This window comes from Pseudonocardia sp. GCM10023141 (assembly GCF_042653605.1).
Map to the genome: position 1 here is coordinate 73051 of NZ_JBHSIR010000008.1, position 13842 is coordinate 86892.

Genomic DNA, 13842 nt, shown 5'->3' on the forward strand with positions numbered 1-13842 from the left:
CGTGGTTTCATCCGCTGACGCGTTGGGGTGGGACGAGGGGGCTGGTCGTGTCGGGTGCGGTGTGGGTGCTGGTGGTGCTGGCTGTTCTCGTCGTCGTGGCCGGGGCGCTGATCGTCGTGGCGCGCCGGGGGAAGGGACCGGAGCCCACCGCGACCGAGGCGCCCGAGCCGGACGCTGGGAGCGTCCCGATCGCCGCCACCGGCCCGGCGCCGGCCGATGACGAGACGACGGAGGACTCCGACCTCCCGTTGCTGGCCGCGGCAGCCGGCAGGGCGCCCGAGGAGCCGGCCGCCGAGGAGCCGGCCGCCGAGGAGCCGGCCGCCGAGGAGCTGGCCGCCGAAGAGCCGGCCGCCGTGGAGCCTGCTGCGAGTGAGACGGATCCGGGTGACGGCGATGGGCCCGCGGCCGTCGAGCCGCCCGCAGCGGCGGACAGCGGTCCCGTTACGGTCGAACCGGTGGCATCGGCGGTGGCCGAGCCGGCCGCTGTGGAGCCGGCCGCTGTGGAGCCCGAGGCTGTCGAGCCCGATGGGCCGGAGCCCGATGGGCCGGAGCCGGTCGACCGCGACGGGACCGAGCCGCCCGCCACCGAGCCTCCCGCCACCGAGCCATCCGCTGCCGAGCCATCCGCTGCCGAGCTGATCCCTGTGGAGCCGAAGCCCGACCAACCCGCCGACTCCCAGCCGACCGCTGGTGTGGCGACCGTCCCGGCGGACCCTGCATCCGAACCGGTACCCGTCGACGGTCCCACCGTCGCGTTGCCGGAACAGGTAGCCCCGGAGTCCCCTGCGCCCGAATCTCCTGCGCCCGAATCTCCTGCGCCCGAGCCCCCTGCGCCGTCAGCCGACGCTCGCCGGGAGCCTGCCGACTCGGCACTGGCGGCGCTCGATTCGACGCTCCCGCCGGCCGGGGTGGGCGCCGCGGCGGCCGCGGTGGTGGCCGCGACGCTGAACGGGTCGTCGGGTGCGGCAGCCGCCGATGCTGCGGGGCCGTCGGTCATGCCGGGCGCCGACGGCGCGTCACCCTCGGCGGCGCACCAGGTCAAGGCGCACCTCGGCTCCAAGCGCTACTTCACGCCGGAGTCCCCGTACTACGCGCGCACCCGGGCCGACCTCTGGTTCCGCTCGGTCGACGACGCGGAGGCGGCCGGCTTCCGCGCCTGACCGCGCACACCTGGCTGCTCACACCTGACTGCGCACACCGAAGAGCCTCCGCGCACATGTCGGAACATGTGCCCGGAGGCTCGAGGGTGTACGCGGTGGATCAGCCGGCGACGGTCCAGGTGTCGCGGCCGTTGAGCAGCGCCTGCAGGTCGGGGGAGCGCGTCTCCCGCTCGTGGTTGACCTGGGCGCGGACCGCGTCGTCGTAGGTGGTGCGTTCGACGTTGCGGAAGATGCCCGTGACGGTGTGGGTGAGGTCCTGGTCCGACAGCCGGGACAGGGCGAAGGCGAGGTTGTGGTCGGCCTCGTCGTGCACGACGATGTCGGACTCGTCGATCTCGTCGGTCTTGGCGACGCGCAGCCCGAACCCGTCGCGCACCACGGCGTGGGAGCCATCGGGTCCGAAGCGCATCGGCTCGCCATGGCGCACCGGGATGACGCGCGTGGCGGCGTCGTCACCCTTGCGGAGCACGTCGAACGAACCGTCGTTGAAGATCGGGCAGTCCTGGAAGATCTCCACGAGCGCGCTGCCGCGGTGGGCGGCAGCGGCACCGAGCACCTCGGTGAGGCCCTTGCGGTCGGAGTCGAGCGCGCGGCCGATGAAGGTGGCCTCGGCGCCCAGCGCCAGCGAGATCGGGTTGAACGGGTGGTCGACCGAGCCGAAGGGGGTGGACTTGGTGACCTTCCCCTCCTCCGATGTGGGCGAGTACTGACCCTTGGTCAGCCCGTAGATCCGGTTGTTGAACAGCAGGATCTTGAGGTTGACGTTGCGGCGCAGCGCGTGGATCAGGTGGTTGCCACCGATCGAGAGCGCGTCGCCGTCACCCGTGACGACCCACACTGAAAGGTCAGGTCGCGACACCGCGAGGCCGGTGGCGATGGTCGGCGCGCGCCCGTGGATCGAGTGCATGCCGTAGGTGTTGAGGTAGTACGGGAACCGCGACGAGCAGCCGATGCCCGAGACGAAGACGGTGTTCTCGCGCTTGATGCCGAGCGTGGGCAGGAACTGGCGCACGGCGGCGAGCACGGCGTAGTCGCCGCAGCCCGGGCACCAGCGCACCTCCTGGTCGGAGGTGAAGTCCTTGGCGGTCTGCTTGTCCTCGGTGGTGGGGACCCCGGCGAGGCCGCCACCGATCGTCGGCAGTCCCAGGTCAAGTGCGGTCATCGTGCATGCACCCCGTTGAGGTAGTCCAGGAACAGGTCCTGCAGCTCTTCGGCCTTGAACGGAAGGCCGGAGACCTTCGTGTAGCTCTTGACGTCGACGAGGTAGCGGGCCCGCAGCAGCAGCGACAGCTGGCCCAGGTTCATCTCGGGCACCAGCACCGTCTTGTACCGGGCGAGCACCTCACCGAGGTTGGCCGGCAACGGGTGCAGGTTGCGCAGGTGCGTGAGCGCGACGCTGCGGCCCATCGCCCTGATGCGACGGGCGCCGGCGACGATCGGGCCGTAGGTGGAGCCCCACCCGAGCACGAGCAGCTCGGCATCGCCGTCGGGGTCGTCGACCTCGATGTCGGGCACCGTGATGCCGTCGATCTTGGCGGCTCGCAGCCGGACCATGCGGTCGTGGTTGTCGGGGTCGTAGGAGATGCTGCCGCGACCGTCGGCCTTCTCCAGGCCGCCGATCCGGTGCTCCAGCCCCTTGGTGCCCGGGATCGCCCACGGGCGGGCCAGCGTGTCGTGGTCGCGCAGGTACGGCCAGTACTCGCCGGAGCCGTCGGGGGCGTTCACCTCGGTGGCGAAATCGGGGTCGATCGTGCCGAGCGTGTCGACGGCCGGCACCTTCCACGGCTCGGAACCGTTGGCCAGTGACCCGTCGGAGAGGATCATCACCGGCGTGCGGTACTTGACCGCGATCGCTGCGGCCTCGACCGCCGCAGCGAAGCAGTCGCCGGGGCTGCGCGGCGCGATGATCGGCAGCGGCGCCTCACCGTTGCGGCCGAACATGGCCTGCAGCAGATCGGCCTGCTCGGTCTTGGTGGGCAGGCCGGTGGACGGGCCACCGCGCTGCACGTCGACGACCAGCAGCGGGAGCTCCAGAGCCACCGCGAGCCCGATCGTCTCGGACTTGAGTGAGACGCCGGGGCCGGACGTGGTGGTGACACCCAGCGCCCCGCCGAACGATGCGCCCAGCGCCGCGCCGACCCCGGAGATCTCGTCCTCGGCCTGGAACGTGGTGACGTTGAAGGCCTTGTGCTTGGACAGCTCGTGGAGGATGTCGGACGCCGGGGTGATCGGGTACGAGCCGAGGAACACCGGCAGGCCGCTGATCTGGCCGGCCGCCACGAGACCGTAGGCGAGTGCGGTGTTGCCGGTGATCTGGCGGTAGGTGCCCGTGGGCAGCGGGGCCGGCTCGACCTCGTAGGTGACCGCGAACGACTCCGTGGTCTCACCGAAGGCGTGGCCGGCGCGGAACGCCAGGATGTTGGCCTCGGCGAGATCGGGGCGGCGTGCGAACTTCTCCCGCAGGAAGCGCTCGGTGCCTTCGCTGGGCCGGTGGTACATCCACGACAGGAGCCCGAGCGCGAACATGTTCTTCGCGCGTTCGGCATCCTTCTTCGACAGCCCGGTCTCCTCGAGCGCGCCGCGCGTGAGCGTGGCCATCGCGATCGGGTGCACCTGGTACTGCTCCTCGAGGGTGCCGTCCTCGAGCGGGTTGGCGTCGTAGCCGACCTTGGTGAGGTTGCGCTTGCTGAACTCGTCGGTGTTGACGATGAGGATGCCGCCGCGCGGGAGATCGGCGATGTTGGCCTTGAGCGCGGCCGGGTTCATCGCCACCAGCACGTCGGGGCGATCGCCCGGCGTCACGATGTCGTAGTTGGCGAAGTGCAGCTGGAACGACGACACGCCGGGCAGGGTGCCGGCAGGCGCCCGGATCTCGGCGGGGAAGTTGGGCAGCGTCGAGAGGTCGTTGCCGAACGCCGCGGTCTCGGAGGTGAATCGATCGCCGGTGAGCTGCATGCCGTCGCCCGAGTCACCCGCGAACCGGATGACCACGCGATCACGCTTTTGCACTTCACGTCCGCCGCCGCCGTGCCCGTTCGAGGACGGGTCAGTGGGGTGGTCGACGGCGGTGTCAGAAGTCATTCGGGGTCGGTCCTCGGGTCGAGGGGTGGTGAGGGTCGCCTATGGAGATTAGCTCTTGGTCCGGACAATTACCCCCGCGCCCCGTAGATGTCACACGGGCCGTTCGGTTGCGCGGAAATCCACCCGTACGGTCGGGGCCGCGCGGGCCGTCGTTACGCCGAACGGCTGATGCGCGCCTGCAGCGCGGCGAGCCGTTCCCGGAACTCCGGGGAGCGCACCGATTCGGCCTGCGCGCGCACCTCGACGTCCACCGCGTCGGCCTGCGACGTCATGCCGGCGGTCAGGCGCAGCGTGGCCTTGGTGGTGATCACGAGGTCGCGCGGGGCGGCGGCGGCGCGCCCGGCCATCTCGACGGCCGCGGCCACGACGTCGTCGGCGACGCGGTGGACGAGGCCGATCCGGAGCGCCTCCGCGGCGTCGACGGCCTCGCCGAACAGGGTGATCGCCGCCGCGCCCTGGGCGCCGAGCACGCGCTGCGCCATCCAGGTGTAGCCGCCGCCGGGGTGCAGGCCGAGCTGCAGGAACCGGGCGTCGAACTTCGCGCGCGGGCCGGCGAGGCGCAGGTCGCAGGCCAGCGCCAGGTTGAGGCCCGCCCCGACGGCCGCCCCGTTGACGGCGGCGATCGTGGGCAGCGGGGACTCGGCGACCGCCAGGAAGCCGGAGTAGACGGTGCGCAGCGTCGCGGGATCGGCCGTGGCTAGCTCGGCGAGGTCGCCACCCGCGCAGAACGCGGGCTCCTCGCCGGTGATCACGATCGCGCCGACGCCGGGATCGCCCTCCGCGGCGCGCACGGCATCGACGAGCTTGGCGGACAGCTCGATGTTCATCGCGTTGCGCCGCTCGGGATTGGACACCGTGAGGACGGCGACGCGGTCGGTGATCTCGGTGCGGACAGCTGTGTCGGCCATGCCGGCATCTTGCCCGGCCGCCCGGGTCCGCAGCACAGCATGGTGGCCTTCCTAACGTCACGCCGAACGTCAGGAGGGACGCCCTGCTGACGCTGAACGTCTGGAGGGACGCCCTCCTGGCATTCCGGAGGTGTCCGCGACGTAGCGCCGGTCACGCCGCGCGGCGGGTGTGCGTACCGCGGGTTACGGTCCGAAGGTGAGTCTCGCCGCCCCGTCCCACCTGTTGCCACCCGCACCGCACCCGCAGTCGCCGCCGCCGGGCACCGCGCTGCCGATGCACTACTCGGGCTGCTTCGCCTGTGGCGAGCTGGCTTGTGGGCTGCGACTGCGCTTCACCACCGGCGAGGGAGTCTCGGTCCACGGCGTGTTCCAGGTGGATCCGAGGCACCAGGGCGCGCCCGGACTCGCGCACGGCGGTCTGATCGCCGCTGCCTTCGACGAAGCGCTGGGTGCGCTGCAGGTGTTCACCCGCGAGCCTGCCGTCACGGCGAGCCTGCAGACCGAGTTCCGGCGCCCGGTCCCGGTGGGCACCACGCTGCACCTGATGTGCCGTCTCGACGGCCGGGACGGTCGCAAGCTGTGGGTCAGCGGCGACGCCCATCTCGACGATCCGGACGGACCGATCGCCGCACAGGCCACGGCGCTGTTCCTGACGGTCCCGCTCGACCACTTCGCCCGGCACGGTCGGACCGCGGAGGTCGAGGCGGCGAAGAGCGAGCTGCGCGGCAGGCGGGAGGTCAATCCCTAGCCACCGCGTACCCGGCCAGCCCGAGCGCGAAGGCGTCGAGTGCGGCCACCGCGGCCTCACCGTCCTTGTCCACCAGCCAGCCGAGCGTGACCCCGTCGGTGACGACGATGATCATCCGGGCCAGCTGGTCCATCGGCAGCGTCCAGGTGACGTTGCAGCCGTCGGCGATCTGGACGAGCGTCTCCATCGCGACCCGCCGGTAGGCCTCGTACTGCTTCTCGGCGATGCCCGCGAGTGCGGGATCGTTGAGGGACTGCTGGGTGAGGGCCATCAGCACGGCCTCGCGGCCCGGCTCGGCCTCGACCGTCGACCAGTAGAACCGCAGTGACGCCTGCAGCGACTCGGCCGCCGTGCCGCGGATCTCCACGGCGTCGACCTGCGCGCCGACGAGCTCGGCCACCGTCTGCTCGGTCAGCTCGACGAGCATCTCCTCCTTGGAGGAGAAGCAGTAGTGGAACGCCGCGAGCGACGCGCCCGCCTCGGCGCACACACGCCGGGTGGTGGCGGCCTGGAACCCCTCGTTGCGGATCACGCGGAACGCGGCGTCGACCAGCTGCTTGCGACGGACCAGAGCGGAAATGCGAGCCATTCCGCCTCCTCCTTCTGGGACGCACGTCCAGGACGCTTGACATAGTGTGCCGCAGATCGCACTCTCATGCGAGGTCCGAGACCCCCGGGAGTGAGCATGAGCGATTCCGGCACCGAGTTCGGCTATGCATCCCAGTTGCCACGCGTTCTGCGCAAGTTCGCACTGTTCGCGGTCGCCTTCTCGATCATCTCCATCACCACGGGGATCTTCCTCAACTATGCCTACGGCCTGACCGAGCTGGGCCCGGCCGCGGTGTGGCTCTGGCCCGTCGCGGTGGTGGGCCAGTTCCTGGTCGCGCTCGTGCTGGCCGAACTGGCCGGCCACATCCCGCTCGCCGGTGCCGCCTACCAGTGGGCCGCCCGCCTGATCGGGCCCCGGTTCGGCTACGTCGTCGGGGCCATCGGCATCCTCTACGGCGCAGTCGGGCAGCCCGGGATCATGCTGCTGGGCCTGGCTCCGCTCACCGCCACCGTCCTCGGTCTCGACGCGGGCGACGGCCGGCTGCTCGTGTTCATCGCGGCGCTGGCGCTCGTGCTGGCGTACCTGATCAACATCGTGCGGGTGCAGCTCGCCGCGCGGGTCAACAACATCGCGGTGTTCGCCGAGATCATCGGCACCGTGGTGCTCAGCGTCGTCGTCTACCTCGCGTGGGTGCGCGGTGGTGCCGACGTCCCCGGTGGCGGCCACGGCTACGGCTTCCTGTTCACCACGGCCACCGAGGCGGGCCCGATGGAGGCGGTCGTCGGCGGTGCGCTGATCGGCATCTTCACGCTCGTCGGGTTCGAGGCGGCCGCCGACCTCGGCGAGGAGGCGATCGACGCGCGGCGCACGGTGCCGCGCGCGATGCTGCTGTCGGTCGTGATCTCCGGGGTGCTTGGGATGGTCGCGCTGGTCGGTTTCACACTGGCGATCCCCGATCTGCCCGGCGCGCAGGCCTCGCCCGTCCCGCTGGCGTTCATCGCCGAGTTCTGGCTCGGCCCGGTGGTCACCAAGGTGTTCCTCGCGGTCGTGGTGTTCTCGATGTTCGCGCTCTGCGTGGTCGGGGCGGCCGCCGGTTCGCGGCTGATCTTCGCGATGGCCCGCGACGGCATGCTCCCGTTCTCCGGCCTGCTACGGCGCGTCAACGGGGGCACCGGCACCCCGGTCGCCGCGCTGGTGACCGCACTCGTGATCTGCCTGGTGCTGCTGGGCTACGGCGCCGCCGACGGGGACGCGTTCGGCGTGCTCGTGGGGGCGACGGCGCTCGTGCCCTACCTCGTCTACCTGCTGACCGTCGTCGCCTACCTGATCCGGCGCCCCCGGATCGTGGCGCTGGGCGATGGCGGGTTCCGGCTGGGTGCGGCGGGCATCCCGATCGCGGTGCTCGCGCTGCTGTGGATCCTGGCGGTGGTGGCGTCGCTGGCGATCCCGGAGAACTTCCGCTCGGCCGACTACGTCGTGCTCGGCGGGCTGGCACTGGCGGGAATCTGGTACGTGGTCGCGCTGCGGCGCCGGCTCAAGGACGGGACGGCCGGGCTCGGCACCTCGGGCACGGGCGTCGAGACATCTGTGGAGGCATCAGGATGACCTGGCACAACTGGGCCGGGAACCAGCGGACGGATCCGAAGCGCACGGTCGTGGCGCGCACCGTCGAGGATGTGGTCGCTGCCGTCAGCGCGGCCCAGCGCGACGGGTCGAAGGTCAAGGCGCTGGGATCCGGGCACTCGTTCACGGCGATCGGCGTGCCGGAGGACGTTGCGGTTGTGGTGCCGGGTGACCCGGCCCACCTGCGCGTCGACCCGGCCACCAACCTCGTCACCGTGCCGGCCGGGTTGCGCCTGCGCGAGCTGAACGCGCTGCTGTGGGCGCGTGGGCTGTCGATGCCCAACCTCGGTGACATCGACGCCCAGACCATCGCCGGGGCGATCTCCACCGGCACCCACGGCACCGGCGCCGGGCTGACCGGCATCGCGGGCCAGGTCCGCGGGCTCGAGATGGTGCTGGCCGACGGGCGGGTCCTGACCTGCTCTCCCACCGAGAACGCCGACGTCTTCGCGGCCGCCAGGGTCGGACTGGGCGCGCTCGGCGTGCTGGTCGGCGTCACGCTGCAGACCGAACCCGCGTTCCGTTTGCACGCCAGGGAGGAGGGCCTGCCGTTCGACGGCGTGCTCGCCGACCTGGATCGGCATGTGGCGGAGAACGAGCACTTCGAGTTCTTCTGGTTCCCGCACACCGACATCGCCGCCGCCAAGAGCAACAACCGCACCGAGGCGACCGGTCCCGTGCGGACGCGGATGGCCGAGTTCGTCGGTGAGGAGCTCATCACCAACGGGGTGTTCGGGCTGGCCTGCCGGATCGGTGACGTCGTTCCCGCGCTCGTGCCGCGGATGAACCGGCTGGTCGCCTCCCAGTTCGCCGCGTCGGAGTACGTCGACCGCTCGTACCGGGTGTTCGTGAGCCCACGTCGGGTGCGGTTCGTCGAGATGGAGTACGCGATCCCGCGGGCGGCGATCCACGAGGCGCTCGCGGCGTTGCGGGCGGCGGTCGACCGGCACGCCCAGGGCGTCATGTTCCCGGTGGAGGTGCGGTTCGCCGCAGCCGACGACATCCCGCTGTCCACGGCGTCGGGCCGCGACAGCGCCTACATCGCCGTCCATGTGCACCGCGGCCAGCCCCACGACGCCTACTTCGGCGCCGTCGAGGCGATCATGTCGGGGCTGGGTGGTCGCCCGCACTGGGGCAAGCTGCACACGCAGACCGCGGCGTCGCTGCGCGAGCGCTACCCGGAGTTCGACAACTTCGTCGCGCTGCGGGACAAGCTCGACCCCGAACGCCGGTTCACGAACGCCTACCTGGAGCGGGTACTCGGGCCATGACCGTCAACGACCTCACCACCCCGGCGCTGCTCGTCGACGCCGACGCGCTCGACGCCAACATCGCCGACATGGCAGCGGCGCTTCCCGGCCCACGGATGCGGCCCCACGTCAAGGCGCACAAGACCACGGAGCTCGCGAAGCGGCAGGCCGCCGCGGGGCACACCGGTTTCACCTGCGCCACGGTGCGCGAGGTGGTCGGCATGGCCGCCGCCGGGCTCGACGACCTGCTGCTGGCCAACGAGGTGCTCGACGCGAGCCGCCTCGGCCCGCTGGTCGAGTCCGGGTCGCGGATCACGGTGGCCGTCGACTCCGAGGCGACGCTCGCGGCCGCCGTCGCGGGTGGCGTGCGCGAGGTCGTGATCGACGTCAACGTCGGGCTGCCGCGGTGCGGCGTCGCACCGGACCAGGCCGGCCGTCTCGCCGACCGCGCCCGCGCCGCCGGTATGCAGATCCGCGGCGTGATGGGCTACGAGGGCCACCTCATGCTGGTCCCGGACCTCGCCGAGCGGGCCAAGCTCACCGAGGAGTGCATGGCGCTGCTGCTCGCGGCGCACGGCGACGTCGGCGGCGAGCTCGTGTCCGGCGGCGGCACCGGCACCTACGCGATCAACACGTGGGTCAACGAGGTGCAGGCCGGTTCGTACGCGCTCATGGACACCGCCTACACCTCGGCGGGCGTGCCGTTCCGGCAGGCGCTGACGCTGCTGAGCACGGTGATCTCGGTGACCGCTGCGGCAGGGGACAAGCCCGGCTGGGCCGTCGCCGACGTCGGGCTCAAGGGGCTGGGCATGGACCACGGCAACCCGACGGTGCCCGGTGCACAGGTCTGGTACTGCGCCGACGAGCACACGGTGTTCGCGCCCGAGGAGCCGGTGGCGGTCGGCGACCGGATCCGGATCCTGCCCGCGCACATCGACCCGACCGTCGCGATGCACGAGCGCATGCACGTGGTGCGCGGCGACGAGGTGCTCGAGACCTGGCCGGTGGACCTGCGCGGCTGGTGATCAGCCGGCCGGCAGCGTGTCCTGCGCGATGGCGTGCCAGGCCGTCCAGACCTGGCCCGCCCAGCGCGTGACCGTCGCGCAGTGCTCCTCGGCGGTGCGGGCCGCCACCACGTCGGCGATCGTGCGGGTGCCGCGCCGCGCGGGTCGGGCGAGCCGGCCCGGCGGGTGCGCGCGCAGGTGCTCCGCCGCCCAACGCAGCCGCCTGCGGCCGGCATCCGGCCCGAGCCCGTCGGCCTCGGCCGGCAGCGCGGCGAGGTGCACCGCCACCGCGTGGTCGCTGGACGCGTCGGGATGCTGCAGCACGTAGGCGGCAACGGTGATCCGGTGCACCGCGAAGTACGCCTGGTCGGAGAACTCCCGCTCGGCCACCGTCAGCGCGTGCTGGGCGCACGCGGGCGACGGGACGAGCGGCCCGTCGCCGGTGCCGCAGCCCGCACACGTCACATCGGTCCCTGTGCCGTGCCGGGGCGGCCGAACGTCACCTGCAGGGCGTCGCGGCGGTGGCTGCTGCCGTTGCGGGTGCCCGAGTGCCACAGGTGGCCGTTGAGCAGCGCCGCGGAGCCCGCGGCGAGCGCGACGTGGCGCTCCCCGGGGTAGGGCCGGTCGACGGTGTCGCCGGGGGCCACGCGGTTCCAGGTGTGGGTGCCGGGCACGACCCGCGTCGCGCCGCCGTCGGCGGTGATGTCCACGAGCGCGACGATCGCGACGGCCACGTGCGCCCCGTCGGGCGGCGGCGGACCGGCGAAGTCGGCGTGCAGCGCCTGGGCGCCGAAACCCGGGTTGGGTGCCCGCAGCCCCATCGCCCGGCGTTCGGCGTCGGGACCGAGGACGTGCCGCACGGCGGCGACCAGCCGCGGAGCGCTCCACAGCGCCTCCACGGCCGGGCCCGCCAGGTCGTCGACGTGCAGCGTGCCGCTGGGACCGCGGACCCCGTCCCGGGCGAGTGCCGCGTCGACCGCCGCGCGGACTCCCGCCAGCGTGGCGGGGTCGAGCAGCGCATCGAGCACGACGAAGCCGTCGGCGTCCAGCGCGCTGCGCACGTCGTCCGATGCGGTGGTCATGCCGACATCCTGGTGTGGCGTGCAAGTCGAATCCGCGGGCGGCCGGAACACCACCCGGTTGTGGCTCGTTCACATCTCGGGGTCGCGATGAGGCCCCGGAAGGACGGATGTGCGGTGCACAAGCAGGTGAACGGGCTGAGGACGGCGCTGCTGCTGGGCGGGATGAGCGCGCTGGCACTGCTCGTCGGGTCCCTGTTCGGCCGGAACGGGCTCGTGATCGCGCTGGTGATCGCGCTCGCCTTCAACGGCTACGCGTACTTCCGCTCCGACACGATCGCGCTGCGCGCCATGCACGCCCGCCCCATCACCGAGCCGGAGCACCCGGGGCTCTACCGGATCGTCCGCGAGCTCTCGCAGTCCGCCCGCCAGCCGATGCCGCGCCTGTTCATCAGCCCCACCTCCGCCCCCAACGCGTTCGCCACCGGCCGCAGCCCGCGCCACGCGGCGGTGTGCGTCACCACCGGGCTGCTGGGGATGCTCGACGAGCGTGAGCTGCGGGCCGTCATCGGCCACGAGCTGTCCCACGTCTACAACCGCGACATCCTGATCTCCTCGGTCGCGGGCGCGATGGCGTCGATGATCGGGTTCCTGGCCAACATGGCGATGTTCGCGGGCCTGTTCGGTGGTGGTGGTGACAGCGACGACCGGCCCAACCCGATCGCCATGCTGCTCATCGCGCTGCTCGGGCCCATCGCCGCCGGCGTCGTGCAGATGGCGGTGAGCAGGTCGCGGGAGTACCAGGCCGATGCCAGCGGTGCGGAGCTCACGCACGACCCGCTCGCGCTCGCCTCGGCGCTGCGCAAGCTGCAGTCGGGCACGCAGCTCGCGCCGCTGCCCCCCGACCCGCAGCTCGTCTCCCAGAGCCACCTGATGATCGCCAGCCCGTTCCGGGTCGGGGAGCACATGGCGCGCCTGTTCTCCACCCACCCGCCGATGGAGGACCGCATCCGGCGGTTGGAGGAGATGGCGCGGCGCTGAGGCGTCGGCGGACGCTCGGCCCCGTTGCAGGAAAGCCACTTTCCCGCAACGAGGTTGCAGGAAAGTGGCTTTCCTGCAACGCGTACCGGGGTCAGACCGCCACCGGGAACAGCCGCTCCAGCCAGCCCTGCCACGCCGCCGTGAGTGCATCGACGTCCACCGGCTCGCCGTAGAAGTAGTGGTAGGCGCTCACCCCGCACCCGGCGTCGCCCTCCGCGCCGATGCGGTGCAACCCGTGCTCCGAGCGGATCCCGAGGAACTCGGCGCCGGCCGCGTCGACCACTCCCGTGATCGGCGCGATGCCGTCGGGGGTCAGCGTGATCTCCGTGCCGACGGCGGGGTGGCCGTCGATCCCCAGCGCCCGGTGCAGCACGGGCCACGCCGTGGCCCGGTCTGCGGGGGTGTAGGCCACCGTCACGACGTTGTGCACCGGCTGCCCGGCGAAGTGCTCGAGGTAGGCCCGCAGGTTGTGGAAGAACAGGTCCCAGCCGGTGTCGAAGCTGTTGTACTCGGTTTCCCAGCCGGGCTCGTCGAGGAACCCGCTCTGCACGAACCGCAGCACCGCACCCCCGCCGTCGCGGCCCTCGACGAGGAACTCGAAGGCCTGGCTGGGCATGCCGTCCGGGTTGTCCGCCGCGAGGGCGAACCGGCTGCCCTCCTCGCGCGCCGTCACCGTCGCGGTGGCGTCGAACCCGGCGCCGAAGCGCTGCGTGACGGTGCCGTCATCCGCGATCTCGTGCGGCACGAACCATGCCGAGATCCCGGGCCCGGTGGCGATCGCCTCCCACACCTGCTCGGGCGTCGCGTCGAGCTCGACGCGTTTCTCCAGCCGCCGGTCGGTCATGCCGTCTCCCTGGGGATGCTCTGGTGCACCGCGACGACGACCCGGTGCGGACGTCCCCCCGATGCGCTCTCGGCGTGGTACTTCCCGACCAGCGCCGTCACCGCGTCGGCGAGCTCGGTGGCGAAGGCGGCCCGGTCGGCAGCGGAGGCGAAGGTGACCTCGCCGTCGATCGCGAAGGTGGCCAGCTGCTTGCCGGCCTTGGTCGCGCCGGCGAGGAGCTCGCCGACGTCGCGGACGGTCCGGGCGGCGACGGCGATCAGCCAGCGGGCCGAGAGCCGGTCCGGGGCGCGTCCGGGGTCGGGGGCGACGGCGCCGAGCGCGGCAGGCGAGATCACGTAGCTGGCCGCGGTGGCCTGCATGACCCGCTCGGTCATGTTGCCCCTGCGCCGCTCCTCCACCAGCTCGACGAGACCGTGCTGCTCGAGCGTCCGCAGGTGGTAGTTCACCTTCTGCCGGGGCAGCCCGATCTTCGCCGCGAGCGTCGTGGCCGATCCCGGTACGGCGAGCTCGGCGAGCATCCGGGCGCGCACCGGGTCGAGCGAGACCCCGGCCGCGGCCGGATCGTCGATGACGCTGAGCTCGTGCACCCGGCGACCGTGTCACCGACAAGAAAA

Annotated in this window: 14 protein-coding genes; 6 read left to right on the top strand and 8 right to left on the bottom strand. The window is 72.2% G+C overall.

Annotation, left to right across the window (positions count from 1 at the left end):
* The first annotated feature begins 47 nt into the window (after positions 1 to 47).
* Positions 48 to 1160 carry a hypothetical protein gene (locus ACFPFQ_RS03810; protein WP_379614784.1) on the top strand — a complete coding sequence of 371 codons (1113 nt, stop codon included), beginning with the start codon at positions 48 to 50 and terminating at the stop codon, positions 1158 to 1160.
* Between the two features lie 100 nt (positions 1161 to 1260).
* Here ACFPFQ_RS03810 and ACFPFQ_RS03815 read toward each other — a convergent pair whose 3' ends face one another.
* From ACFPFQ_RS03815 to ACFPFQ_RS03825, 3 genes are all read right to left on the bottom strand, one after another.
* Positions 1261 to 2322, bottom strand: a complete 1062-nt coding sequence (locus tag ACFPFQ_RS03815) for a 2-oxoacid:ferredoxin oxidoreductase subunit beta (protein WP_379614786.1) — start codon at positions 2320 to 2322, stop codon at positions 1261 to 1263.
* Complete coding sequence (locus ACFPFQ_RS03820; protein ID WP_379614787.1) at positions 2319 to 4241, bottom strand: 2-oxoacid:acceptor oxidoreductase subunit alpha; 1923 nt, start codon at positions 4239 to 4241, stop codon at positions 2319 to 2321. The genes ACFPFQ_RS03815 and ACFPFQ_RS03820 overlap by 4 nt, the downstream gene beginning before the upstream one ends.
* A gap of 152 nt (positions 4242 to 4393) precedes the next feature.
* Entirely contained in the window at positions 4394 to 5149 is a 756-nt protein-coding gene (locus ACFPFQ_RS03825; protein WP_379614789.1) for an enoyl-CoA hydratase, read from the bottom strand.
* A 196-nt stretch (positions 5150 to 5345) separates the two neighbouring features.
* Between ACFPFQ_RS03825 and ACFPFQ_RS03830 the strand changes: the two genes are divergently transcribed.
* A complete protein-coding gene (locus ACFPFQ_RS03830; protein WP_379614791.1) occupies positions 5346 to 5897 on the top strand; it encodes a PaaI family thioesterase in 552 nt (183 codons plus the stop codon).
* Here ACFPFQ_RS03830 and ACFPFQ_RS03835 read toward each other — a convergent pair.
* The gene (locus tag ACFPFQ_RS03835) at positions 5887 to 6486 is read right to left on the bottom strand and encodes a TetR/AcrR family transcriptional regulator (RefSeq protein ID WP_379614793.1); all 600 of its coding nucleotides are present in this window, start codon (positions 6484 to 6486) and stop codon (positions 5887 to 5889) included. The genes ACFPFQ_RS03830 and ACFPFQ_RS03835 overlap by 11 nt on opposite strands.
* A gap of 96 nt (positions 6487 to 6582) precedes the next feature.
* Between ACFPFQ_RS03835 and ACFPFQ_RS03840 the strand changes: the two genes are divergently transcribed.
* Genes ACFPFQ_RS03840 through ACFPFQ_RS03850 form a run of 3 tightly spaced genes read left to right on the top strand, consistent with a single transcriptional unit; the run spans position 6583 to position 10345 of the window.
* Positions 6583 to 8052, top strand: coding sequence for an APC family permease (locus ACFPFQ_RS03840; RefSeq protein ID WP_379614794.1), 1470 nt, complete (start codon positions 6583 to 6585; stop codon positions 8050 to 8052).
* A complete protein-coding gene (locus ACFPFQ_RS03845) occupies positions 8049 to 9341 on the top strand; it encodes a D-arabinono-1,4-lactone oxidase (RefSeq protein WP_379614796.1) in 1293 nt (430 codons plus the stop codon). Before ACFPFQ_RS03840 ends, ACFPFQ_RS03845 begins: the two co-directional genes overlap by 4 nt.
* Positions 9338 to 10345, top strand: coding sequence for an alanine racemase (locus ACFPFQ_RS03850; protein ID WP_379614798.1), 1008 nt, complete (start codon positions 9338 to 9340; stop codon positions 10343 to 10345). Before ACFPFQ_RS03845 ends, ACFPFQ_RS03850 begins: the two co-directional genes overlap by 4 nt.
* Here the strand turns inward: ACFPFQ_RS03850 and ACFPFQ_RS03855 are convergent, their stop codons facing one another.
* Complete coding sequence (locus ACFPFQ_RS03855) at positions 10346 to 10789, bottom strand: DUF5946 family protein (RefSeq protein ID WP_379614800.1); 444 nt, start codon at positions 10787 to 10789, stop codon at positions 10346 to 10348.
* Positions 10786 to 11406 (bottom strand): phytanoyl-CoA dioxygenase family protein, encoded by a 621-nt coding sequence (locus tag ACFPFQ_RS03860; RefSeq protein WP_379614802.1) that lies wholly within the window; start codon positions 11404 to 11406, stop codon positions 10786 to 10788. The genes ACFPFQ_RS03855 and ACFPFQ_RS03860 overlap by 4 nt, the downstream gene beginning before the upstream one ends.
* A 114-nt stretch (positions 11407 to 11520) precedes the next feature.
* Between ACFPFQ_RS03860 and htpX the strand changes: the two genes are divergently transcribed.
* Positions 11521 to 12384: a zinc metalloprotease HtpX gene (htpX, locus tag ACFPFQ_RS03865; protein WP_379614804.1), complete on the top strand. Its 864-nt coding sequence runs from the start codon at positions 11521 to 11523 to the stop codon at positions 12382 to 12384.
* A gap of 91 nt (positions 12385 to 12475) precedes the next feature.
* On the opposite strand, the gene ACFPFQ_RS03870 is transcribed toward htpX, so the two are convergent.
* Together ACFPFQ_RS03870 and ACFPFQ_RS03875 are read right to left on the bottom strand one after the other, a co-directional pair.
* Positions 12476 to 13228 (bottom strand): SRPBCC family protein, encoded by a 753-nt coding sequence (locus ACFPFQ_RS03870; protein WP_379614806.1) that lies wholly within the window; start codon positions 13226 to 13228, stop codon positions 12476 to 12478.
* Positions 13225 to 13815 carry an ArsR/SmtB family transcription factor gene (locus ACFPFQ_RS03875; RefSeq protein WP_379614808.1) on the bottom strand — a complete coding sequence of 197 codons (591 nt, stop codon included), beginning with the start codon at positions 13813 to 13815 and terminating at the stop codon, positions 13225 to 13227. The genes ACFPFQ_RS03870 and ACFPFQ_RS03875 overlap by 4 nt, the downstream gene beginning before the upstream one ends.
* Positions 13816 to 13842 lie beyond the last annotated feature (27 nt).

What these genes read in the sequence shown, in the direction of transcription:
- ACFPFQ_RS03820 (WP_379614787.1), bottom strand. Translation starts at nt 4,241, where the DNA reads ATGACTTCTGACACCGCCGTCGACCACCCCACTGACCCGTCCTCGAAC.
- ACFPFQ_RS03825 (WP_379614789.1), bottom strand. Translation starts at nt 5,149, where the DNA reads ATGGCCGACACAGCTGTCCGCACCGAGATCACCGACCGCGTCGCCGTC.
- ACFPFQ_RS03850 (WP_379614798.1), top strand. Translation starts at nt 9,338, where the DNA reads ATGACCGTCAACGACCTCACCACCCCGGCGCTGCTCGTCGACGCCGAC.
- ACFPFQ_RS03870 (WP_379614806.1), bottom strand. Translation starts at nt 13,228, where the DNA reads ATGACCGACCGGCGGCTGGAGAAACGCGTCGAGCTCGACGCGACGCCC.
- ACFPFQ_RS03815 (WP_379614786.1), bottom strand. Translation starts at nt 2,322, where the DNA reads ATGACCGCACTTGACCTGGGACTGCCGACGATCGGTGGCGGCCTCGCC.
- ACFPFQ_RS03835 (WP_379614793.1), bottom strand. Translation starts at nt 6,486, where the DNA reads ATGGCTCGCATTTCCGCTCTGGTCCGTCGCAAGCAGCTGGTCGACGCC.
- ACFPFQ_RS03840 (WP_379614794.1), top strand. Translation starts at nt 6,583, where the DNA reads ATGAGCGATTCCGGCACCGAGTTCGGCTATGCATCCCAGTTGCCACGC.
- ACFPFQ_RS03845 (WP_379614796.1), top strand. Translation starts at nt 8,049, where the DNA reads ATGACCTGGCACAACTGGGCCGGGAACCAGCGGACGGATCCGAAGCGC.
- ACFPFQ_RS03860 (WP_379614802.1), bottom strand. Translation starts at nt 11,406, where the DNA reads ATGACCACCGCATCGGACGACGTGCGCAGCGCGCTGGACGCCGACGGC.